The 21,738-nt window shown below is 73.0% G+C and carries 22 protein-coding genes and 1 pseudogene; 13 read left to right on the forward strand and 10 right to left on the reverse strand.

The features are described from left to right. Window positions 1–76 precede the first annotated feature (76 nt). On the reverse strand, window positions 77–1,735 hold the full coding sequence (gene boxC / locus MOJ79_RS13480; RefSeq protein WP_241924623.1) for a 2,3-epoxybenzoyl-CoA dihydrolase: 1,659 nt from the start codon (window positions 1,733–1,735) through the stop codon (window positions 77–79). 113 nt (window positions 1,736–1,848) lie between these two features. Then, complete coding sequence (locus MOJ79_RS13485; protein WP_442863124.1) at window positions 1,849–2,796, reverse strand: helix-turn-helix transcriptional regulator; 948 nt, start codon at window positions 2,794–2,796, stop codon at window positions 1,849–1,851. 88 nt (window positions 2,797–2,884) lie between these two features. Between MOJ79_RS13485 and MOJ79_RS13490 the strand changes: the two genes are divergently transcribed. The 4 genes from MOJ79_RS13490 (at window position 2,885) to MOJ79_RS13505 (ending at window position 6,856) form a co-directional block, all read left to right on the forward strand. Further along, a complete protein-coding gene (locus MOJ79_RS13490) occupies window positions 2,885–3,352 on the forward strand; it encodes a DUF4863 family protein (RefSeq protein WP_241924625.1) in 468 nt (155 codons plus the stop codon). Between the two features lie 48 nt (window positions 3,353–3,400). Continuing rightward, a complete protein-coding gene (locus MOJ79_RS13495) occupies window positions 3,401–5,020 on the forward strand; it encodes a benzoate-CoA ligase family protein (protein WP_241924643.1) in 1,620 nt (539 codons plus the stop codon). Window positions 5,021–5,030: 10 nt separating this feature from the next. Further along, entirely contained in the window at window positions 5,031–5,843 is an 813-nt protein-coding gene (locus tag MOJ79_RS13500) for an alpha/beta fold hydrolase (RefSeq protein WP_241924626.1), read from the forward strand. Window positions 5,844–5,995: 152 nt separating this feature from the next. Next, complete coding sequence (locus MOJ79_RS13505) at window positions 5,996–6,856, forward strand: alpha/beta hydrolase (RefSeq protein ID WP_241924627.1); 861 nt, start codon at window positions 5,996–5,998, stop codon at window positions 6,854–6,856. A 7-nt stretch (window positions 6,857–6,863) separates the two neighbouring features. Here MOJ79_RS13505 and MOJ79_RS13510 read toward each other — a convergent pair whose 3' ends face one another. Continuing rightward, entirely contained in the window at window positions 6,864–7,676 is an 813-nt protein-coding gene (locus tag MOJ79_RS13510; protein ID WP_241924628.1) for a TIGR00266 family protein, read from the reverse strand. A gap of 88 nt (window positions 7,677–7,764) precedes the next feature. Here MOJ79_RS13510 and MOJ79_RS13515 point away from each other — a divergent pair, with 88 nt between their 5' ends. Then, a complete protein-coding gene (locus tag MOJ79_RS13515; RefSeq protein ID WP_241924629.1) occupies window positions 7,765–8,715 on the forward strand; it encodes an alpha/beta fold hydrolase in 951 nt (316 codons plus the stop codon). A 73-nt stretch (window positions 8,716–8,788) separates the two neighbouring features. Here the strand turns inward: MOJ79_RS13515 and MOJ79_RS13520 are convergent, their stop codons facing one another. From MOJ79_RS13520 to MOJ79_RS13535, 4 genes are all read right to left on the reverse strand, one after another. Next, window positions 8,789–9,874 carry a hypothetical protein gene (locus MOJ79_RS13520; protein WP_241924630.1) on the reverse strand — a complete coding sequence of 362 codons (1,086 nt, stop codon included), beginning with the start codon at window positions 9,872–9,874 and terminating at the stop codon, window positions 8,789–8,791. A 147-nt stretch (window positions 9,875–10,021) separates the two neighbouring features. Further along, window positions 10,022–10,585, reverse strand: coding sequence for a flavodoxin family protein (locus MOJ79_RS13525; RefSeq protein WP_241924631.1), 564 nt, complete (start codon window positions 10,583–10,585; stop codon window positions 10,022–10,024). 49 nt (window positions 10,586–10,634) lie between these two features. Beyond that, entirely contained in the window at window positions 10,635–11,057 is a 423-nt protein-coding gene (locus MOJ79_RS13530; RefSeq protein ID WP_241924632.1) for a DoxX family protein, read from the reverse strand. A 90-nt stretch (window positions 11,058–11,147) separates the two neighbouring features. Next, complete coding sequence (locus tag MOJ79_RS13535) at window positions 11,148–11,849, reverse strand: pirin family protein (protein ID WP_241924633.1); 702 nt, start codon at window positions 11,847–11,849, stop codon at window positions 11,148–11,150. Between the two features lie 99 nt (window positions 11,850–11,948). On the opposite strand from MOJ79_RS13535, the gene MOJ79_RS13540 reads away from it, so the two are divergent. The 4 genes from MOJ79_RS13540 (at window position 11,949) to MOJ79_RS13555 (ending at window position 15,490) form a co-directional block, all read left to right on the forward strand. After that, window positions 11,949–12,965, forward strand: a complete 1,017-nt coding sequence (locus MOJ79_RS13540; RefSeq protein ID WP_241924634.1) for a LysR family transcriptional regulator — start codon at window positions 11,949–11,951, stop codon at window positions 12,963–12,965. Continuing rightward, window positions 12,962–13,888, forward strand: coding sequence for a tRNA glutamyl-Q(34) synthetase GluQRS (gene gluQRS / locus MOJ79_RS13545; protein ID WP_241924635.1), 927 nt, complete (start codon window positions 12,962–12,964; stop codon window positions 13,886–13,888). The genes MOJ79_RS13540 and gluQRS overlap by 4 nt, the downstream gene beginning before the upstream one ends. A 56-nt stretch (window positions 13,889–13,944) precedes the next feature. Beyond that, on the forward strand, window positions 13,945–14,973 hold the full coding sequence (locus MOJ79_RS13550; protein ID WP_241924636.1) for a DUF533 domain-containing protein: 1,029 nt from the start codon (window positions 13,945–13,947) through the stop codon (window positions 14,971–14,973). Window positions 14,974–15,142: 169 nt separating this feature from the next. Beyond that, window positions 15,143–15,490 carry an FKBP-type peptidyl-prolyl cis-trans isomerase gene (locus MOJ79_RS13555; RefSeq protein WP_241924637.1) on the forward strand — a complete coding sequence of 116 codons (348 nt, stop codon included), beginning with the start codon at window positions 15,143–15,145 and terminating at the stop codon, window positions 15,488–15,490. Between the two features lie 88 nt (window positions 15,491–15,578). On the opposite strand, the gene MOJ79_RS13560 is transcribed toward MOJ79_RS13555, so the two are convergent. Together MOJ79_RS13560 and orn are read right to left on the reverse strand one after the other, a co-directional pair. Continuing rightward, the gene (locus MOJ79_RS13560; protein WP_241924638.1) at window positions 15,579–17,141 is read right to left on the reverse strand and encodes a DEAD/DEAH box helicase; all 1,563 of its coding nucleotides are present in this window, start codon (window positions 17,139–17,141) and stop codon (window positions 15,579–15,581) included. Between the two features lie 296 nt (window positions 17,142–17,437). Continuing rightward, window positions 17,438–18,001, reverse strand: a complete 564-nt coding sequence (gene orn, locus MOJ79_RS13565) for an oligoribonuclease (protein WP_241924639.1) — start codon at window positions 17,999–18,001, stop codon at window positions 17,438–17,440. Between the two features lie 86 nt (window positions 18,002–18,087). On the opposite strand from orn, the gene MOJ79_RS13570 reads away from it, so the two are divergent. Genes MOJ79_RS13570 through rsgA form a run of 3 tightly spaced genes read left to right on the forward strand, consistent with a single transcriptional unit; the run spans window position 18,088 to window position 20,639 of the window. Beyond that, the gene (locus tag MOJ79_RS13570; protein ID WP_241924640.1) at window positions 18,088–19,401 is read left to right on the forward strand and encodes a M48 family metallopeptidase; all 1,314 of its coding nucleotides are present in this window, start codon (window positions 18,088–18,090) and stop codon (window positions 19,399–19,401) included. Between the two features lie 47 nt (window positions 19,402–19,448). After that, window positions 19,449–19,724 (forward strand): 4a-hydroxytetrahydrobiopterin dehydratase, encoded by a 276-nt coding sequence (locus MOJ79_RS13575; protein ID WP_241924644.1) that lies wholly within the window; start codon window positions 19,449–19,451, stop codon window positions 19,722–19,724. A 9-nt stretch (window positions 19,725–19,733) separates the two neighbouring features. Beyond that, window positions 19,734–20,639 (forward strand): ribosome small subunit-dependent GTPase A, encoded by a 906-nt coding sequence (rsgA, locus tag MOJ79_RS13580; protein WP_241924641.1) that lies wholly within the window; start codon window positions 19,734–19,736, stop codon window positions 20,637–20,639. On the opposite strand, the gene MOJ79_RS13585 is transcribed toward rsgA, so the two are convergent. Continuing rightward, window positions 20,640–21,299 carry an SOS response-associated peptidase gene (locus MOJ79_RS13585; protein ID WP_119291288.1) on the reverse strand — a complete coding sequence of 220 codons (660 nt, stop codon included), beginning with the start codon at window positions 21,297–21,299 and terminating at the stop codon, window positions 20,640–20,642. 74 nt (window positions 21,300–21,373) lie between these two features. Between MOJ79_RS13585 and MOJ79_RS13590 the strand changes: the two are divergent. Further along, window positions 21,374–21,738: pseudogene (locus MOJ79_RS13590) on the forward strand (hypothetical protein); the annotation flags it as partial.

A 21,738-nucleotide genomic window follows, 5' to 3' on the forward strand; every position in this document is an offset into this window, starting at 1 on the left:
GTGAAGGTGCAACTGCGGTGGAGCGGGTGCGGTTGCGGCGCGCCACCCGGCCCGCGCCGCACAACGAGGATTCAGGTCAGACGCGGTTCCAGTCGAACTGGGCCTTGTCGCCCTTGCCGTAGACCTTCAGCGCGCCCTTGTCGCCGACGGCGTTCGGGCGCTGGAAGATCCAGTTCTGCCACGCCGACAGGCGCCCGAAGATGCGCGTGAGCATCGTCTCGGAGCCGTTGAAGCGCAGATTGGCCTCCATGCCGGTCAGCGCGTCGGGGCTCATCGAGACGCGCTCCTCGATCGCGATGCGCGTCTCGTCGGCCCAGTCGATGTCGTCGGGCGCACTCGTCACCAGCCCGAGCGCGAACGCGGCGTCGGCGTCGAGCGGCTCGCCGAGCTTCGCGCGCACGGCGTCGAGCGCCGGCGCCTCGTCGTAGAAGCGGCGGCCGAGCCGGTGCTGGCCGGTGGCCATCGGGTACAGGCCGAAGTTCGCCTCGCCCGCCGCGATCTTCGGCGCGCGCGCCGCGTCGTCGGGCAGTGCCAGCATGTAGCTGCGGTCGCACGCCAGCGCGAGCTCGAGCAGGGTGCCCGCGAAGCACGAGCCGGGCTCGATCAGCGCGAACAGGCTGCGGCTCGAGACGTCCAGGCGGCTGAACGTGCGGCGCAGCAGCCCGATCGTCTCGCGCACGAACCAGTGGTCGCGGTGCTTGAGCAGCACGGCGTCCATCGCCTGCACGGCCGCGACGTCGCCGTCGGTCTTGATCAGCCAGGTGCCGATCTCGGGCTCGTTGGTGCGCATCTCGAGGATCGCGTCGTCGAGCTCGCGCGCGAGCGCGAGCGGGTACCACGCGGCACCGGCCGCCTCGATCCCGGCGATGTCGGCGGGCTGCGCGCCGGTCGGGCCCTTGACGGTCCAGGTCGCGGTGCGCCGGGTGCGGTCGATCTCGACCGTCACGTGCGGGTAGCGCAGCGCGTCGGCCTCGATCGTGCGCGCGAGCGGCACGAGCGCGACGCCCTTGGCGCTCGCCGGCCGGTCGCTGCCCTTGGCGAGCTCGAGCGCGCGCTCCTGCACCTTGGCCGCGAACTGCGCGGGCTTGGCAATGTCGTCCACGAGACGCCAGTCCTTGGCCTTCTGGCCGCGCACGCCTTCGGTCGTCGTGCAGAAGATGTCGGCCAGGTCGTGGCGGACCTTGCGCTTGTCGGTCACGCGCGTGAGCCCCCCGGTGCCGGGCAGCACGCCCAGCAGCGGCACCTCGGGCAGGCTCACGGCGCTCGAGCGGTCGTCGACGAGGATGATCTCGTCGCACGCGAGCGCGAGCTCGTAGCCGCCGCCGGCGCACGCGCCGTTGACCGCGGCGAGGAACTTCAGGCCCGAGTGCTTCGACGAGTCTTCGATGCCGTTGCGCGTCTCGTTGGTGAACTTGCAGAAGTTCACCTTCCACGCGTGGCTCGACAGGCCGAGCATGAAGATGTTGGCGCCCGAGCAGAACACCTTGTCCTTCGCGCTCGTGACGACGACCGTGCGCACCTCGGGGTGCTCGAAGCGGATGCGGTTGAGCGCGTCGTGCAGCTCGATGTCGACGCCGAGGTCGTAGCTGTTGAGCTTGAGCTTGTAGCCCGGGCGCAGGCCGCCGTTCTCGTCGAAGTCGGCGACCAGCGTCGCCACCGGCCCCTCGAACTTGAGCTTCCAGTGCTTGTACTGCGAGGGATCGGTCTGGTAATCGACGCGGGGGATGGTGCTCACGGGCGGCTCCTCGGGTGAAACGAAGTGCAGGTCGGGATCGGGATCAGGCGATAGGCATCATAGTGCGTGCCGCAACGGTGTAAAGCAATTTAGTGCATTCCCGACCGATTCACTCAGACGGGCAGACCGAGCGCCCCGCGCACCGTGCGCCGAAGGACCTCGAACGTCGCGTCGAGCGGCTGCGCGCTCGTGTCGACGTGGAACTGCGCCTTCGAGTAGAACGCGGCGCGCCCGGCGAGGATGCCCTTGAGGTCGTCCATCGCCTCGCGGCTCGCGGCCATCGGGCGCAGATCGCCCTGCGCGACGACGCGCCGCATGTGGTCCTCGGGGCTGGCTTGCAGCCACACGGTCGTGCAGTGCGCGAGCAGCAGGTTGAACGTCGCCGCGTCCGAGACGATGCCGCCCGGCGTCGCGATCACGGCCTCCGGGTAGATCTGGATCGCCTCCTCGAGCGCCCGGCGCTCGTAGCGGCGGTACGCGTTCTGCCCGTACAGCGCCTGGATCTCGGCGACGCTGCAGCCGGCGAACTTTTCGATCTCGCGGCTGAGTTCGACGAACGGGAAACCCAGGTCGTCGGCCAGGCGCTGCCCGAGCGTGGACTTGCCCGCCCCGCGCAACCCGATGAGCGCCACACGCGGGCTGTGCACCGCCGCGCCGCCGGTGCCGAGCATCTCGCCGATGGCCACCCGCACGCGGTGCAGCGTCGCCTCGTCGCGGCCCTCGAGCAGTTCGCGGATCAGCAGCCACTCGGGCGACGACGTCGTCACGTCGCCGATCAGTTCGGCCAGCGAGCACTGCAGCGCCTGCGCGACCTGCAGCAGGATCAGGATCGACGCGTTGCCGACGCCGTACTCGAGGTTCGCCAGATGCCGCTCCGAGACGTCGGCGGCCAGCGCCACCTGCTTGCGCGTCATGCCGCGGCGCGCACGCAGCGCGCGCACGCGCTCGCCGAGCGCGACCAGGAACGGGTTCTTCTCGTCGGCCGGCGACGCGGCGTCGCCGGCCGCCACAGGCGTTTCGGCGGCAGCGTCGCCGACAGAATGCAATATAGTGCTTGACACGCGTCGCCTCGCGTCCTAGAGTTCAGATATGCACCATACTGCATCCGCGCACGCATCGCAAGGATGCCGATCCACCGCAGGCCCGACGATGACACCGACCGAGTTCCGCGCCCGCATCGCCACGCTGACGGCCCAACTGGCCGGCCGCGCGCTCGATGCCGACCTCGACGCCTGGCTCAACCGCGAGCACGGCGCCGAAAGCCCGACCTACCGCGAGCTGAAGGCCGCCTGCGAGGCCGGCGTGGCCGCCGGCTGGCTGTGCGACCGCGAAGGTGGCGGCATCCGCTACGGCCGCATCTTCAAGCCCGCCGACGACCTGCACGGCTTCTCGGTCGACGTCGTCGACATGGCCGACATCGCCGGGCCGCACCACGTGCACCCGAACGGCGAGATCGACCTCATCATGCCGATCGACGGCGACGCGACGTTCGACGGGCGCCCCGCCGGCTGGCTCGTGTGCCCGCCCGGCAGCGCCCACCGCCCGACCGTGGCCGGCGGTCGCGCGCTCGTGCTGTACCTGCTGCCGCAGGGGCGCATCGAGTTCACGCGCGACTGACCGGCGCACCCCACGACCACGAGGAGAGGAGACACCCCGATGAGCCCGATGCCGCTCCACCCGCCCGCCGGCGTGACGCCGCCCCCCGAGGCGTTCAACTTTGCGCAGCACCTGCTCGCGCTGAACGCGCCGCGCGCGGCCAAGGCCGCGTTCGTCGATGACCTGGGTACGCTGACCTACGGCGCGCTCGACGAGCGTGTGAAGCGCCTGGCCGCCGGGCTGCGCGCGCTGGGCATCCGGCGCGAGGAGCGCGTGCTGCTGCTGATGCACGACGTCACCGACTGGCCGGTGGCCTTCCTCGGCGCGCTGTACGCCGGCGTCGTGCCGGTGGCCGTCAACACGCTGTTAACCGCCGACGATTACGCCTACATGCTCGAGCACTCGCGCGCGCAGGCGGTGCTGGTCTCCGGGGCGCTGCTGCCGGTGCTCGAAGGCGCGCTCGTCAAGAGCGACCACGAGGTGGGCAAGGTGATCGTCTCGCGACCCCTTGCGCCGCTGAAGGCGGCGCCCGCCGAGTCCTCGCCGCTGCTACCCGGCCAGGTCGACTTCGACGCGTTCGTCGCCGACCACGCGCCGCTGCCCAAACCCGCCGCCACCGGCGCCGACGACCCCGCGTTCTGGCTCTATTCGTCGGGCTCGACGGGCCGCCCCAAGGGCACCGTGCATTCGCACGCGAACCCGTACTGGACCGCCGAGCTGTACGGCAAGGGCGTGCTCGGTCTGCGCGAGGACGACGTGTGCTTCTCGGCCGCGAAGCTGTTCTTCGCCTACGGGCTGGGCAACGCACTGACGTTCCCGCTGGCGGTCGGCGCGACGACGCTGCTGATGGCCGAGCGCCCGACGCCCGACGCCGTCTTCAAGCGCTGGACGGGCGGCGTCGCCGGGCTCAAGCCCACCGTGTTCTACGGCGCGCCGACCGGCTATGCGGGCATGCTCGCGTCGCCGGCGCTGCCCGCGCGCGGCGACGTCGCGCTGCGGCTGGCGTCGTCGGCCGGCGAGGCACTGCCGGCCGAGCTCGGCGAGCGCTTCCGCCACCACTTCGGCGTCGACATCGTCGACGGCATCGGCTCGACCGAGATGCTGCACATCTTCATGTCGAACCGCCCGGGCCAGGTGCGCTACGGCACGACCGGCTGGCCGGTGCCGGGCTACGAGATCGAGCTGCGCGGCGAGGACGGCCGCCCCGTGCCCGACGGTGAACCGGGCGACCTCTACATCCACGGCCCGTCGGCCGCGCTGATGTACTGGGGCAACCGCGCGAAGACGCGCGAGACCTTCCAGGGCGGCTGGACCAAGAGCGGCGACAAGTACGTGCGCAACGCCGACGGCACCTACACCTACGCCGGGCGCAGCGACGACATGCTCAAGGTCAGCGGCATCTACGTCAGCCCGTTCGAGGTCGAGGCCACGCTGGTGCAGCACCCGGCGGTGCTCGAAGCCGCCGTCATCGGCGTGCCCGACGCCGAAGGGCTGACGAAGACCAAGGCCTTCGTCGTGCTCAAGCCGGGCGGCACCGCCACCGCCGACGAGCTGAAGGCCTTCGTCAAGGACAAGCTCGCGCCGTACAAGTACCCGCGGCAGATCGAGTTCATCGACGAATTGCCGAAGACCGCCACCGGCAAGATCCAGCGCTTCAAGCTGCGCGAGCGCGAACGCGCCGCGCCGTGAGCCCCCAACCGTGAGCGGCCTCGAGTTCGTCGACATCGACTGGTGCGGCCTGCGCGTCAGCGTCGAGCACCGCTGGCTCGCGCGCGAGCGCGCCGGCACGCCGCTCGTCGTGTTCCTGCACGAGGGGCTCGGTTCGGTCGCGATGTGGAAGGACTTCCCGCAGCGCCTCGTCGACGCGCTCGGCTGCCGCGGCCTCGTCTACTCGCGCCCCGGCTACGGCGGCTCGAAGCTGCTCGGCCCCGAGCAGGCCTGGGGCCTGGACTTCATGCACCGCCAGGCGCACGAGGTGCTGCCGGCGCTGCTGACCGCGCTGCGCATCGACCCCGACGTGCAGCCGCTGTGGCTGTTCGGGCACAGCGACGGCGGCTCGATCGCACTGCTGTACGCGGCGCGTTATCCCGAGCGCGTGACCGGCTGCATCGTGCTCGCGCCGCACATCATGGTCGAGGACCTGTCGGTGGCGAGCATCGCAAAGGCGCGCCGGGCGTACCTCGACACCGACCTGCGCGAGCGGCTGGCGAAGTACCACGACGACCCCGACCGCGCGTTCTGGCGCTGGAACGACATCTGGCTGCACCCGCCGTTTCGCGACTGGTCGATCAAGGCCGAGATCGCGTCGATCACCTGCCCGCTGCTCGCGGTGCAGGGCGTCGACGACGAGTACGGCACGCTCGAGCAGATCCGCGGCATCCGGCGGCGCGTGCCGCACGCCGAGCTGCTCGAGCTGCCCGACTGCGGCCACTCGCCGCACCGCGACCAGCCCGGCGCGCTGATCGCGGCCGTCAGCGATTTCGTGCGGCACACCCGCGGCGTCGGTCGGTGACGCGCACGGCGGCCCTGCGCGGCTGACCCCGCCCCGCGCTGCGGGCGCGACGGCGTGGCGCGGATCCTTGCTTCGCCCACAATCGCGCGGATCAGGCCGTACCGTCCAGCCCTTGGCGCGTCGACGCCTCGCGCCGCCCCGGGAGATCCGCGATGCCCCCGTCCCGCCCCGACCCCGCCTGGCTCGACGCGCAGTACAACAACCGCGCGCGCATCCCCGAGCACCCGCAGATCTTCGCGCGCTGGCAGCGCGACTCACTGGCCGCACGGCAGTCGCTGCGCTGCGCGCTCGACGAGCGCTACGGCGACGGCGCCGGCGAGACGCTCGACGTGTTCGAGCCGAAGCGCGCCGGCGCGCCGGTGCTGGTGTTCATCCACGGCGGCTACTGGCGCGCGCTCGACAAGGCCGACCAGTCGTTCGTCGCGCCGGCCTACGTCGACGCCGGCGCGATGGTCGTCGTGCCGAACTACGCGCTTGCGCCGGCCGTCACAGTCGCGCACATCACGCTGCAGATGGTGCGGGCGCTGGCGTGGGTGTGGCGCGAGGCGCCGCACTTCGGTGGCGACCCGCGCCGGCTCGTCGTCGCTGGCCATTCGGCGGGCGGGCACCTCGCCGCGATGCTGATGCTCACCCGCTGGCGCGACGTTGCCCCGGACCTGCCAGCCGACCTCGTGACGCGCGCCGTCGCGATCTCGGGCCTGTTCGACCTCGAGCCGCTGCGCCATGCGCCGTTCATCGCCGCGGACCTGCAGCTCAGCGCCGCCGACGTGCGACGCCTCAGCCCGGCGCGGCTTCCGGCGCCCGCCGCGGGCGAACTCGTCGCGCTCGTCGGTGGCGACGAGAGCGAGGAGTTCCGCCGCCAGAACCGGCTGATCCGCCGGCGCTGGGGCGAGCGCGCGGTGCCGGTGTGCGAAGAGGTGCCGGGCCGTCACCACCTCGACGTGCTCGATGCGTGGGCCGACCCGCACCAGCGGGCCCATGGCCTGACGCTCGAGCGGCTCGGCCTCGCCTGAGGCGCCGCTACTCGTCGTCGCCGCCGAGCACGCCGCCGAGCAGCCCGCCGGCGGCAAAGCCCGGCAGGATCGAGCCCTCCTCGCGCCGCCCGCCCATCTGCGGCGCGGCGGCGAACACGCGCGAGGCCAGGCGCGAGAACGGCAGGCTCTGCAGCCACAGGTGGCCGGGGCCGGTGAGCTTCGCGAAGAACAGGCCCTCGCCGCCGAACAGCGCCGTCTTGATCTTGCCGACGAATTGCACCTCGAAGCTCACGTTCGGCGTGAACGCGACGACGCAGCCGGTGTCGACGAACAGCGTCTCGCCGGGCTGCAGCTCGCGCTCGACGATGGTGCCGCCGGCGTGCACGAAGGCCAGACCGTCGCCCTCGAGCTTCTGCATGATGAAGCCCTCGCCGCCGAAGAACCCCGCCGACAGCCGCTGCTGGAAGTACACGCCCAGGCTGACGCCGCGCGCCGCGCACAGGAACGCGTCCTTCTGGCAGATCAGCGTGCCGCCGAGCGCGCCCAGCGACATCGGGATGATCTTGCCCGGGTACGGCGCGGCGAACGCGACACGCTGCTTGACGCGCGCCTGGTTCGTGTAGACGGTCGTGAACAGCGACTCGCCGGTGACCAGCCGCTTGCCCGCGCCGAGCAGCTTGCCCAGCAGCCCGCCCTGCTGCTGGCGGCCGTCGCCGAACACGGTGTCCATCGCGATGCCGGCGTCCATGAACATCAGGCTGCCGGCCTCACCGACCGCCGCCTCGCCGGGGTCGAGCTCGACCTCGACGAGCTGCATCTCCTCGCCGCGGATCTCGTAGTCGACCACATCCATCGCCATCGCACACCCTCCTTGCCGAACGAACGGCGCGCGATGGTAGCGAAACCGCGCGACGGCGAGCGCGCCGGGCGCGGGGATACTTCACGCGGTGAAGACGCTCGCCGTCAAGCTCGTCGGGGCGCTGCTCGTGCTCACCGCGCTCGCGGTGATGCTGTCGCGCGCGCCCGAGCGGCCGGTCGAGACGCTGGTCGCGCGCTGGGCGCCGCCGCCGTCGGACTTCGTCGACCTCGACGGCCAGCTCGTGCACCTGCGCGACGAGGGGCCGCGCAGCGACCCGCTGCCGCTGGTGCTCGTGCACGGCACCTCGTCGAGCCTGCACACGTGGGAAGGCTGGGTCGCCGCGCTGCGCGGCCAGCGCCGCGTGATCACGTTCGACCTGCCCGGCTTCGGCCTGACGGGGCCGAGTGCGAGCGCCGACTACCGCGGCGAGACCTACGCGCGCTTCACGCTCGCGCTGCTCGACCGCCTGGGCGTCGCGCGCTTCGCGATCGGCGGCAACTCGCTCGGCGGCGAGGTCGCGTGGCGCGTCGCGCTGATGGCGCCCGAGCGCGTCGAGCGGCTGATCCTCGTCGACGCGGCCGGCCCGGCATTCGAGCGGCAGACCCTCCCGGTGGGCTGGATCGTCGCGCGCACGCCGCTGCTCAACCGCGTGATGGAGCACGTGCTGCCGCGCGCGATGGTCGCCGCCAGCGTCGCCAGCGTCTACGGCGACCCGCAGCGCGTGACGCCCGAGCTCGTCGACCGCTACTTCGAGCTGACGGTGCGCGAAGGCAACCGCCGCGCGCTCGCGCAGCGGCTGGCGCAGTGGCAGCCGGGCGAAGGCGCCGAGCGGATCGCGACGATCCGCGCACCGACGCTGATCCTGTGGGGCGGGCGTGACCGCCTGATCCCGCCGTCGGTGGGGCGCCGGTTCGAGCAGCAGATTCCCGGCAGCACCCTCGTCGTGTTCGACGACCTCGGGCACGTGCCGCATGAAGAAGACCCGCGGCGCACCGTCGAGGTCGTGCGCAGTTTCCTGGCGGCCCCTGCGCCGTCGTGAGGCGACGTGCCGGGCCGCACCCTGGCCGCGGCGATGCATCCACCGACCCCGTGCCGCAACGGTGACCGCGCGCTCACGCGAAGCCGCTGGCGGTCAGGCGCACGCGCGGCCGCAGCGCACCGTAGCGCGTCAGGCAGGCCTGCATCTGCGCATCGACCGGGCTCGGGACGAGAGCGACGAAACGCTCGGCACTGGCCGCCAGCAGCGGATGGTCGGCGAGCACGGCACACAGCGCTTGCCGCACGCGCTGCGTGTCGTAAGCCGATGCGAGAGCGTGCAGCAGCTCGGCCAGCGGCGAGCGCAGCTCGCTGCCCGTGCGCAAGTCAAAGTCCTGCACCGCTACGGCATCGGCGAGGAAACCGAGCAGCAGCACGCCACGCACCGCCGCATCGTCGAACGGCTCGCCATGCTGGGTGCGTGCCGAGTTGGCCAGCATGCGCGCCGAGACGAGAGCGGCGAGCAGGTCGCCGGTCGGGGCGGCGGCCAGACCGTCGAGCTGCCGGGCCTTGAGCTCCAGCCAGCCACACACGGTCGGCAGCGCGTCGAGACCCACCTCGCCCGATGGCGCGCCTCCAGGATCGGTGCACCACGTGCGATGCCCCAGCGTGCGCTGGAACACCGCGCTGGCAAAGGGATTGGCGTGCGAGTCGGTGTGCAGCAGCGACAGCTGCTCGCTCATCGCCCGCAGCGCTGCAGCGATCGACGCCAAATGGGGCACGACGAAGTCGATCTGCGCCTTCACCGCGGGGTCGGCGGCGTAGGCGGGGTCGAGCAGACGCTGGCGGTCCAGAGGCGCCCAGAAAGAATCGCGGTGGATCTCGACGACGGCCAGCACCTTGCGCGCCGACTGCAGCGCACGCGCATACGGTGTCAGAAAGCGCGAGGTCTCCTCCGACAGCAGGCGCAGCAGTTCGATGCTCGCCTGAAGGTCTTCGCGCCGGTCCTGTGCCTGCTGCAGCCGCAGCGCGACGCTGGCGATGACGATGGCCACCAGCGCACCGGCGAACGAAACCGCGGTGCCGAGCACCAAGGCGACCGAGGCGGCCACCGCCTCGTCGGGCGGCGGCGCGAGGCGGCCCAGCGCCCAAGCGGCATAGGCCCAGTAGACCAACGCACTGACGACGCCAGCCGCGGCACTGCCCAGCAGGAAAGCGCGCAACGGGTGCTGAACGAGCCCCGTGAGCGCCTCGCGAACGAGCGGCGTAGCGCCAGGCGAAGAGGTTGGCATCGTCGGCTCCTGAGACACGAGTACGGGAGCCGACGATACGCCATGTCGGCCGCCTCGCCAGCGGCCGACGAAGGCGACTCAGCGCAGTGCCGGCGCGACGCGCGCCGTGACTTCGGCTACGCGCTGGCCGAAGGCGCGCGCGGTGGCCAGGTCGCCGGCGACCATCTCGTCGGTCGATGCGTCCGACGGCGTCGTCGTCATCAGCCCCGACGACGAGCCGACGTAGTTGACGTCGTTGCGCGTGGCGGCCTTGCTGTTGCTCGGCATCAGCCCGGTGCCGACCCACAGCATGCCGTGCTGCTGGCTCAGCGTGAACATGTAGTGCAGCGTCGACAGCTTGTCGCCGTTCATCGTCGCCGAGTTCGTGAAGCCGGCGGCGATCTTGTTCTTCCACTGCTGTCCGATCCACAGCTTGCTCGACGCGTCGGCGAACTTCTTGAACTGCCAGCTCGGCCCGCCCATGTAGGTCGGCGAGCCGAACACGATGGTGTCGGCCTCGGCCAGCTGCTCCCAGCCGCCTTCGGGCAGGTTGCCCTCGGCGTCGATGGCCAGCAGCGCGCCTGCGCTGGCCTCGGCCACCGCCTCGGCGACCTTCTTCGTGTGGCCGTAGCCGCTGTGGTAGACGATGACGATCTTGCTCATGGACTCGACTCCTTGACTGCGTGAACGTGGAGGGAAAGACGGCGACCGTTCAGGCCGCGGCCAGGCGCTGCGGCGCGCGGCGCGCGTCGACGCTGGCCGGACCCGCGCCCAGCGCCGCGACCATCAGCAGACCGCCGACGATCGCCAGGTTCTTCATGAACATCAGCTGCTGCACCATCTGCTGCTCGGCGGGCATCGCCCAGTAGTTGTGGAACAGCACGGTGGCCAGCAGCGTGAACGCCGCCAGCGCGAGCGCGCTCCAGCGCGCCTGCCAGCCGGCGATCAGCGCCAGCCCGGCGATCACTTCAAACACCGCGACCGCCGGTGCGAGCACACCGGGCAGCGGCAGCCCGCGGCTGGCGATGTAGCCGGCCAGGCCCTCGAGGCCGCCGAACTTGTCGAGGCCGGCGAGCAGGAACAGGCCGCCGAGCAGCAGGCGACCGATCACGGCCGCGGAGGTCTGGAGATTCATCGTGGGACTCCTGGAAGTGGGACGAACGGAAAGGGCAAAGAGCGGGCCGTGGCCGCGCGCCAGGCGCTGCCGTGGGCGAAACCGGTGATTTCAGCGTGCGAGGTCGAACACGAGCACCTCGGCGCCGCGGCCGCGCGCGATCTCGACGCGCGCCTCGTCGCGCAGCATCGCGGCATCGCCGGCTGCAAGCGCCCGGCCGTTGACCTCGACCTCGCCGCGCGCGACGTGCACGTAGGCCAGACGGCCGGGCGCCACCGGCAGCGTCGCCGCCTCGTCGCCATCGAACAGGCCGGCGTGGATCGCCGCGTCGGCGTGGATCGTCAACGCGCCGTCGCGGCCGTCGGGCGACGCGACGAGCCTGAGCCGGCCGCGCTTGTCGGCGTCGCAGAAGCGCTTCTGCTCGTAGCCGGGCGCAATGCCGCGGTCGCTGGGCAGGATCCAGATCTGCAGGAAGTGCGTCTCGCGGTCGGTCGCGTGGTTGAACTCGCTGTGCAGCACGCCGGTGCCGGCGCTCATGCGCTGCACCTCGCCGGGCGTGATCGCGGCGCCGTGGCCCATGCTGTCCTTGTGCGCGAGCGCGCCGTCGAGCACGTAACTGACGATCTCCATGTCGCGGTGGCCGTGCGTGCCGAAGCCGGTGCCCGGCGCGATGCGGTCTTCGTTGATCACGCGCAGGTTGCCGAAGCCCATGAACGCCGGGTCGTGGTAGTCGGCGAACGAGAAGCTGTGGTACGAGCGCAGCCAGCCGTGGTCGGCGTAGCCGCGGGACTCGGACTTGCGGATCGTGATCATCGGCAGGGCCTCCCTCCTTGCGATGGTCGCCATGTTGGGCCCGGCGCACCGTCGTGCGGCGGTAGCGCGTTGAAGCAGGCGTTCAAATATGATGAAGTCATGCCGACGAGCCGCAGCGCGCTGACGCCCGACGCCCTCGCAATGGTCGACGCGATCGCGCGCACCGGCAGCTTCGCCGCGGCGGCGCGCGAGCTCGGCAAGGTGCCTTCGGCGCTGACGTACAGCGTGCGCCAGCTCGAAGACGCGCTCGACGTGCTGCTGTTCGACCGCCGCTCGGGGCAGGCGCGGCTGACCGCGGCCGGCGAGGAACTCGTCGCCGAGGGGCGGCGGCTGCTCGCGCAGCTCGACGCGGTGGCCAACCGCGTGCGCCGCGTGGCCACCGGCTGGGAGACGCAGCTGACGGTGGCCGCCGACGGCGTGATCTCGCGGCTGACGCTGTTCGAACTCGCCGAGGCCTTCTTCGCGCTGCGCCCGAAGCCCCCGCGCGGCCAGACGCCCGATGCGACCCCCGAAGGCCCCGGCACGCGGCTGCGGCTGCGCACCGAGGTGCTCAACGGCACCTGGGAGGCGCTGACCTCGGGCCAGGCCGATCTGGCGATCGGTGTCAAGGCCGAGACGCCGCCGTCGCCGGGCATCGAGATCCGGCCGCTGGGCGAGATCGACTTCGTCTTCGCCGTCGCACCGCACCACCCGCTGGCGGCATACGAGGGGCCGATCCCCGACGCCGAGCTCGTGCACCACCGCGCGGTCGCGGTGGCCGACAGCGCGCAGCGCCTGTCGGCGCTGACGGTCAACCTGCTGCCCGGTCAGGAGGTGTTCACGGTGGCCACCGTGCAGGCCAAGATCGAGGCGCAGCTGCGCGGCCTGGGCTGCGGCTTCGTGCCCGAACCGCTGGCGCGCCAGCACATCCGCGCCGGTCACCTCGTCGTGAAGCCGGTGCAGCGCCCGAGGGCGAAGGGCGCATTCGCGTATGCATGGCGCACCGGCAGCAGCGCCCAGCGCGCGCGCGCGCCGCTCGGCCTGGCGCTGCAGTGGTGGCTGCAGCAGCTCGACAGCCCCGCGACGCGCAAGGCGCTGCTCGAACGCCACGGCGGGCTGCCGCAGCCGGTCGATTGAACACCGCCGCGCGCGTGTCCTACGTCGGCCGCTTCGCGCCCTCGCCCACCGGCGCGCTGCACGCCGGCTCGCTGGTGGCCGCACTGGCGAGCTGGCTCGACGCGCGCGCGCACCGCGGCCGCTGGCTCGTGCGACTCGAAGACACCGACACGCCGCGCTGTGTGCCCGGCGCCGACCGCGAGATCCTGCGCCAGCTCGACGCGCTCGGCCTCGCCGCCGACGCCCCGCCCACGTGGCAGTCGAACCACGGCGACGCCTACGCCGCCGCGCTGCAGCGCCTCGCCGATGCCGGGCTGGCCTACCCCTGCGGCTGCAGCCGCCGCGAGATCGACGACGCACTCGCCGCCGCCGGCCGCAAGCCGCCGCGCCACGGCGAGCGCGTCTACCCCGGCACCTGCCGCCCGGAGCGCGGCGGCCTGAAGGGCAAGCCGGCGCGCGCCTGGCGCGTGATCGTCGGCCGCGACGATGCGCCCGTCGTGATCCGCTGGCGCGACCGGCGGCTCGGCGACCAGGTGCAGGACGTCACGCACGAGGTCGGCGACTTCGTGCTCAAGCGCGCCGACGGCCCGTGGGCCTACCAGCTCGCCGTCGTCGTCGACGACGCCGCGCAGGGCATCACCGACGTCGTGCGCGGCGAGGACCTGGCCGACAACACGCCGCGCCAGATCCACCTGCAGCGGCTGTTCGGCCTGCCGACGCCGCGCTACCTGCACGCGCCGCTGGTGCGCGACGCGCACGGCGACAAGCTCAGCAAGCAGACCGGCGCGCAGCCACTCGACGTGACGCGGCCGCTGGACGCGCTGCGCGCGGCGGCCTCGGTGCTCGGCCTCGGCGATCCGGCGCCGTCGGCGACGACGGTGGCCGACTGGCTCGCCGCCGCGGTGGCGGCGTGGACGGAACGCTGGGTGCGCGCCGCGGTCTGAACCAGGCTTTGCCGTGCCGCCGTGCGGCGCCCCGACGACCGAAAGGAACTTCCCCGATGGACCCCCGTGAACAACGCGCGCTGCTGGGCATCGCGCTGCTGGCTGCGTTCGCCGACGGCGCCAAGGCCGACGCCGAGCGCGAAGAGATCCGCCGCCTGGCCGACTCGCTCGGCGCGAGCGCGGCCGGCCTGCACGTCGGCACGCTGGTGCACGACGTGCTGCTCAAGCGGCTGACGCTGGCGCAGGCCGCCGGCGAGCTGCGCGCGCCCGAGCACCGCCAGCTCGCCTACGAAGTCGCCGTGTGCGTCGTCGACGCCGACGGCAGCAAGAGCGCCGCCGAGGCGGCGTTCCTCGCCGAACTGAAGCGCACGCTCGGGCTGGCCGACGGCGGCACCGCGGCCGTCGAGGCGCAGGCCGACGCGCTCGCCGAGGCGATCGACCACCCGGAAGGCGGCACGGTGGCCGCGATCGGCACCACCCGCGGCGCCACGGCCGCGACGGCCGCCGCCGCAGCGTCGGCACCCGCGCGCCCGGCGCCGGCCACCGTGCTGCTGAGCGACGCCGAGTCGGCCGCGCTCGACCAGTCGATCCTCAACCACGCGATCCTGTGCGGCGCGCTCGAGCTGCTGCCGCAGAACTGGGCGACGATGGCCATCATCCCGCTGCAGATGAAGCTGGTCTACGGCATCGGCCAGCGCTACGGCGTCACGCTCGACCAGGGGCACATCAAGGAATTCCTCGCCACCGCCGGCGTCGGGCTCACGTCGCAGTACCTCGAGCAGTTCGGCCGCAAGCTGATCGGCGGGCTGCTCGGCAAGGTCGCCGGCGGCGTCGGCCGCGGCGTCGGGCGCGCGGCCACCGGCGTCGCGTTCAGTTTCGCGACGACCTACGCGCTCGGCCAGCTCGCCAAGCGCTACTACGGCGGCGGGCGGCAGATGAGCACCGCCGTGCTCAAGGACACGTTCGCCGGCCTGCTCGGCCCGGCGCAGCAGCTGCAGCAGCAGTACCTGCCGCAGATCGAGCAGCGCGCGCGCACGCTCGACGCCGGGCAGATCATGAACCTCGTGCGTCAACCGCTGGCGTAGCCCCCACCCCCGCAGCGCCTTCGGCGCCTCCCCCTCGAGGGGGCGCCGCCAGCGGACCGGCGAAGCCCGATCCGCGGCGGCCGCGCGGCAAGGGGCGCGCGTTGCCTCGCAGGCACGCGCCCTGGGCAGCTGGCATCATCCGCGACCCGAGCACGACGAAAGCCGCACGATGATCACGACCCCCTCCGGCCTGCAGTACGAAGACACCGTCGCCGGCAGCGGCGCCACCGCGACCGCCGGCCGCCACGTCACGGTGCACTACACCGGCTGGCTCGTCGAGAACGGCGCCAAGGGGCGCAAGTTCGACAGCAGCAAGGACCGCGGCCAGCCGTTCAGCTTCCCGCTCGGCGCCGGCCACGTGATCGGCGGCTGGGACGAAGGCGTGCAGGGCATGCAGGTCGGCGGCACGCGCGTGCTCGTGATCCCGCCGCAGCTCGGCTACGGCGCGCGCGGCGCCGGCGGCGTGATCCCGCCGAACGCGACGCTGATGTTCGAGGTCGAGCTGCTGGCGGTCTGACGCGACGCCGGCCCGTCCCGCGAACCGGAAGCGGGCCCGCCGCGGCGCCCGACCGCGGCGTTCAACAGCGGCGCTCGACCGCCGCCGTTCAACCGCGGCGTGGCGGCGCCGGCCGGCCCGCGCGCGGGCGCAAGTCGCCGCGCGGCGCGCCGGAACGCTCGTGCGCGCCCCGCGCCATGCCGGCGTGGCGCGGCGCCGCGTGGGCAGTACCGCCATCGCGGCGGCGCTCTCCCTGCGGCGCACCGTCGCGCCAGCCGGCCGGCGGATGCGCGCCGTCGGCGCGCGGCGCACGGCGGTCGTCGAAGCGCGCGTCGCCGCGATCCCCGCGATCCCCGCCACGATCAGCGCGATGCGCCGGCGCATCGGCACGGGCCCACTCGCGGCGGGGTTGCGCGAGCGTCGGGCGATGCGCCGCGCCCGGCCGGTGGCCCCTCGACGGGTGTGCCGGCCGCAGCGACGGCATCGCGCGCTGGGGCTCCAGCCCCGGCAGCGTCGCCACCGGGATGGGCTGCGTCGTGAAGCGCTGGATGCGTTGGATCATGCCGGCGTCGCGCGCCTCGGCCAGCGTCACGGCCAAGCCGGCGCGGCCGGCGCGGCCGGTGCGGCCGATGCGGTGCACGTAGTCCTCGGCCTTCATCGGCAGGCCGTAGTTGATGACGTGGCTGATCGTCGGCACGTCGATGCCGCGCGCGGCGACGTCGGTGGCCACGAGCACGCGCAGGTGGCCGCGGCGCAGCCCGTCGAGCACGCGGTTGCGCCGCCCCTGCGGCATGCCGCCGTGCAGCGACGCGACGCGGTGGCCGATGGCGGCCAGGCGGTCGGCGAGCTGGTCGGCGTCGCGCTGCGTGCTCGTGAACACCACCGCCTGCTCGACCTCGCGGCCGGCGAGCAGGTGGTCGAGCAGCGCATCCTTGTGCGCGCCGTGGTCGGCCCAGTGCAGGCGCTGCTCGATGTGCGCATGCGTGTCGGTGTGCGACGCGACCTCGATGGCCAGCGGCTCGCGCAGCAGCTCGCCCGCCAGGCGCCCGACGTGGCCGGCGAACGTGGCGCTGTACATCACGGTCTGGCGCGCCTTGGGTGTGCAGCCGGCGATGAAGCGGATGTCGTCGATGAAGCCCATGTCGAGCATGCGGTCGGCCTCGTCGAGCACGAGCATCTCGACGGCGTCGAGTGCGCACTTGCCGCTTTGCACGTGGTCGATCAGTCGCCCCGGCGTGGCGATCAGCACGTCCAGCGGCCCGCGCAGCGCCCTGAGCTGCGCGCCGTACGGCACGCCGCCGAGCACGGTGGCCACGCGCAGCCCCGGCACGTGGCGGCCGTAGGTCGCGACGGCCTTGGCGACCTGCTGCGCGAGCTCGCGCGTCGGCGCGAGCACGAGGATGCGCGGGCCCGCCGGACGGGCTGCGGAGGCGCCTCGCGAGCCCTGCGGGAGCACCTTCGGCGCCGCGGCGCGCGCGGCGAGCACGCGCTGCAGCGCCGGCAGCACGAAGCTCGCCGTCTTGCCGCTGCCGGTGCTCGACGACACGCGCAGGTCGCGGCCTTCGAGCGCCGGCGGGATCGCGCGCTGCTGCACGTCGGTGGGTTTTTCGTAGCCGGCGTCGGCGACGGCGCGGGCCAGGGCGGGCGCGAGGCCCAGGGCGTCGAAACTCATCTTGCCTTCCAGTTCATTCACGGCACGGCGCAGGCCGCACCGGCAGCGCGCGAGGCGCCGCGGGGTCAGGTCGCGAGAAGAACGGGGGCAGGCAGCACGGCCGCGCGGGAACGCGACCTGCGAGACACACCGGCTCGAGCGACGGCATCGCCGCCGACCGGTGGCTCTCGCATCGGGCGAGGGCCGCGGCGCCGGCAGGGTCGCCGGCGCAGGTCAGAGGGGATGAACGAACGCCGTCGGGATCGGCGGCGAGAGGCGCATTGTAGCCGCCGGCCGAGATCCGTGCCGGCGCGCGCTCAGGCGCGCAGGAAGTGCTGCCGGTAGTACAGCAGTTCGTCGATCGACTCGTGGATGTCGGCCAGCGCGGTGTGCGACTGCTGCTTCTTGAAGCCTTCCATCAGCCCCGGCTGCCAGCGGCGCGCGAGCTCCTTGAGCGTGCTGACGTCGAGGTTGCGGTAGTGGAAGTACGCCTCGAGCTTGGGCATCGAGCGTGCGAGGAAGCGCCGGTCCTGGCAGATCGAGTTGCCGCACATCGGGCTCTTGCCCGCCGGCACGTACTGCGCGAGCCACGCCAGCACCTGCGCCTCGGCAGCGGCCTCGTCGACGGTCGAGGCCCTGACGCGGTCGATCAGGCCCGACTTGCCGTGCGTGCCCTTGTTCCACGCGTCCATCGCGTCGAGCACGGCGTCGCTCTGGTGGATCGCGAGCACCGGGCCCTCGACGCGCTGCGTGACCTGCGCGTCGGTGACGACGACGGCGATCTCGATGATGCGGTCGCGCTCGGTGTCGAGCCCCGTCATCTCGAGGTCGATCCAGATCAGGTTCTGTTCGGAGTGCGGCAGCGGCGGGCTGTCGGTCATGCAAGTCCTTCGCAAGGCATCGTCGTCGGTGCGGCCCGCGCAGCGGGGCCGCCGCACGGGCATTGTCGCAGCCCTACACTGACGGCATGTCCGAATCCGCCTCTTCGCTGCCGACGGTCTTCTCGCTCGTCTTCGCCGCCGCGGTGGCGCTGTCGTTCTCGCTGCGCCTGTGGCTGGCGACGCGGCAGATCCGCCACGTCGCGCGCCACCGCGACGCCGTGCCGGCGCCGTTCGCCGGCGCCGTGACACTCGAGGCGCACCGCAAGGCCGCCGACTACACCGTCGCGCGCGCGCGCTTCGGCGTGCTGGCCACCGCGTTCGCGACCGCCGTCGTGCTCGGCTGGACACTGCTCGGCGGGCTCGACGCGCTCAACGTCGCGGTGCGCGACGCCGTGCAGCCGCGCTTCGGCGACCTGGCCTACCAGCTCGCGCTGCTCGCGGCGTTCGCACTGATCGCCGGCGTGCTCGACCTGCCGTTCGAACTGTGGCGCATCTTCGGCCTCGAGCAGCGCTACGGCTTCAACCGCATGACGTGGCGGCTGTACGTGGCCGACACCGTCAAGGGCCTGCTCGTGGCGGCGGCGATCGGCCTGCCGCTGGCCGCGCTCGTGCTGTGGATCATGGCCGCCTCGGGCGGCTGGTGGTGGCTGTGGGCCTGGGGCGTGTGGGTCGGCTTCCAGCTGCTGATCCTGGTGCTGTACCCGACCGTCATCGCGCCGCTGTTCAACCGCTTCGAGCCCCTCACCGACGAGGCGCTCGCCGCGCGCGTGCGCGCGCTGATGCAGCGCTGCGGCTTCGCCGCGAAGGGCCTGTTCGTGATGGACGGCAGCCGCCGCTCGGCACACGGCAACGCGTACTTCACCGGCCTGGGCGCGGCCAAGCGCGTCGTCTTCTTCGACACGCTGCTGGCCAAGCTGACGCCGGGCGAGGTCGAGGCCGTGCTCGCGCACGAGCTGGGCCACTACAAGCGCCGCCACGTGCTGCAGCGCATGGCGCTGATGTTCGCCGTGAGCCTGGCTGCGCTCGCGCTGCTCGGCGCGCTCGCGGCGCAGCCGTGGTTCTATCTGGGGCTCGGCGTCGAGCCGAACCTGGGCGCGCCCAACGACGCGCTCGCGCTGCTGCTGTTCTCGCTCGCGCTGCCGCCGTTCGCGTTCCTGCTCGCGCCGCTGGCCGCGGCGCTGTCGCGACGCCACGAGTTCGAGGCCGACGCGTTCGCCTGCGCGCACGCCGACGGGCGCGAGCTGACCAGCGCGCTGCTGAAGCTGCACGCCGACAACGCGTCGACGCTGACGCCCGACCCGCTGTACGTGCGCTTCTACTACTCGCACCCGCCCGCGTCCGAGCGCCTGGCGGCGCTGGCCGCGCACACCCCCTCCACGCCCCTGCCGCAGCCGACATGAACGTCCTGAAGACCCAGCACTGCGAGCCGCTCGAAGGCCAGCCGCCGATGACCGACGTGCAGATCAGCGCGCACCTGGCGCGCGTGCCCGGCTGGGCGCTCGTCGACGGCGCGATCGAGAAGACGTTCCGCTTCGACGACTACCACCGCACGATGGCCTTCGTGAACGCGCTGGCGTGGATCGCGCACCGCGAGGACCACCACCCCGACCTGCGGGTGAGCTACGACCGCTGCACGGTGCGCTTCAACACGCACTCGGTGGGCGGCATCTCGATCAACGACTTCATCTGCGCGGCGCGCGTCGACGCGCTGCTCACCGACTGACGCGAAGGCTTGGGCGCGCCGGCCGAACTCGACATCGCCCGCGTCGTCGCCGGGCACGGGCGCCACGTCGTGCTCGAGACGCCCGAGGGCCGGCGCCTGATCGGCCACCCGCGCGGCAAGAAGAGCGAGTGCGTCGTCGGCGACCTCGTGCGCTGGCAGGCCAGCGGCGACGAAGGCGTCGTCGAGGCGATCGAGCCGCGGCGCAACCTGCTGTTCCGCCAGGACGAGTGGCGCACCAAGTCGTTCGCTGCCAACATCGACCGCCTGCTCGTGCTGGTGGCCGGCGAGCCGATGTTCAGCGAGTCGCAGCTCGCGCGCGCGCTCGTCGCCGCCGAGGACGCCGACGTGCCGGCCACCGTGCTGCTCAACAAGACCGACCTGCCGGCCGCCGACGCGGCGCGCGAGCGGCTCGCGCCTTACGCGCGCATGGGCGTGCCGGTGCTCGAGGTCGCGCTGAAGGCGCGCCCCGACGAGGCGCGCGCGCGGCTGGCGCCGCTGCTGGCCGACGGCGCGACGCTGTTGCTGGGCCCCAGCGGCAGCGGCAAGAGCACGCTGGTCAACCTGCTCGTGCCGAGCGCGCAGGCGCAGGTGGGCGAGATCTCGCGCGCGCTGCACTCGGGTCGCCACACGACGACCGCCACCACCTGGTACTGGCTCGACGAGGCGAAGCGCGCGGCGCTGATCGACTCGCCGGGATTCCAGGAATTCGGCCTGCGCCACATCGACGCGCAGCGCCTGCCGGCGCTGATGTCCGACCTGCGCGCGCACGTACACGCGTGCCGCTTCTACAACTGCACGCACCGCGAGGAGCCGGGCTGCGGGGTGCGCGCGGCGGTCGAGCGCGGCGAGATCGCCGCGTCGCGCTACCGCATCTACCTCGAGATCCTCGACGAGCTGACCCGCCCGCGCTGGTGATCAGCGCCGTGGCGGCGCGGGCGGGCGCGGCGCCGGCTCGGCGACCAGCCGCTCGGCCGGGTACGGCACGAGCAGCGCGCGCGCGCTGTCCACGTCGCCGTCGAGCCAGCGGTCGTGGTCGGCCTCGTCGAGGATCGCGACCATGCGCTTCTCCTCGCCCGGGCGGTGCATGCGGCCGAACACGGCGTGGCCGTCGGCGTTGACGGTGAGCATCGTGAAGCTCAGCCACTCGCGGCCGTCGGGCGCGCGCCACCAGCCCCACAGCCCGGCGATGCCCATCGGCAGCCCGTCGCGCCGCGCGATGCGCCAGCGCACCGCCTTGCCGCTTTCCCAGTTCGGCTCGTAGACGGCTTCTGCCGGCACGATGCAGCGCCGGCCCTGGCGCCACGCGTCGCGAAAGCTCGGCTTCTCGTGCACCGTCTCGCTGCGCGCGTTGTAGGTGCGCCGGCCGAACGCGAGGTCCCGCGCCCAGTGCGGCACCAGACCGAACAGGCCGAGCCGCGCGTCGCGGGCCAGTTCGGCGCGGTCGCGCGCGCGCACGACGAACGGCGCGAAGCCGCCCGGATAGACCTCGGGCGGCACCTCGTCGCGCGGGCGCTGCGCGCCGAAGTGCGCGAGCAGGCGGTCCTGCGCGGTGACGGGCTGGTAGTTGGCGCACATCGTCGGGCGGCGGCTTGCGTGCGCACTGTAGCCCGCGGCCGGCGACGCGCCGGCGCGGCACCGACAATGTCGGCGTGAACTACAGCGAGCCGCCGCGACTGCCGATGCGCCACCTCGTCGGGGGGGCCGTCGTCGTGCTGCTGCACGTGCTGCTGGGCTGGGCGCTGGTCAGCGGTCTGGCGCGCCAGGTGGTCGAGGTCGTCGTGCGCCCGATCGAGACGCGCATCGTCGACGACGTGCGTCCGCCCCCACCACCGCCTCCGCCGCCCCCGCCACCACCGGCGCCGCAGCGCCCGCCGCCGCCGCCGCGCGCCGCGGTGGCGCCACCCCCACCGCCGGCGCCGCCATCGTTCGTGCCGCCGCCCGAAGTCACGGTGCCGGCCCCGGCGCCGACGATCACCGCGACGCCCGAGCCGCCGCCCGCGGCGCCGGTGACGGT

The organism is Calidifontimicrobium sp. SYSU G02091, from assembly GCF_022631395.1.
GTDB classification, from domain to species: Bacteria; Pseudomonadota; Gammaproteobacteria; order Burkholderiales; family Burkholderiaceae_C; genus Calidifontimicrobium; species Calidifontimicrobium sediminis.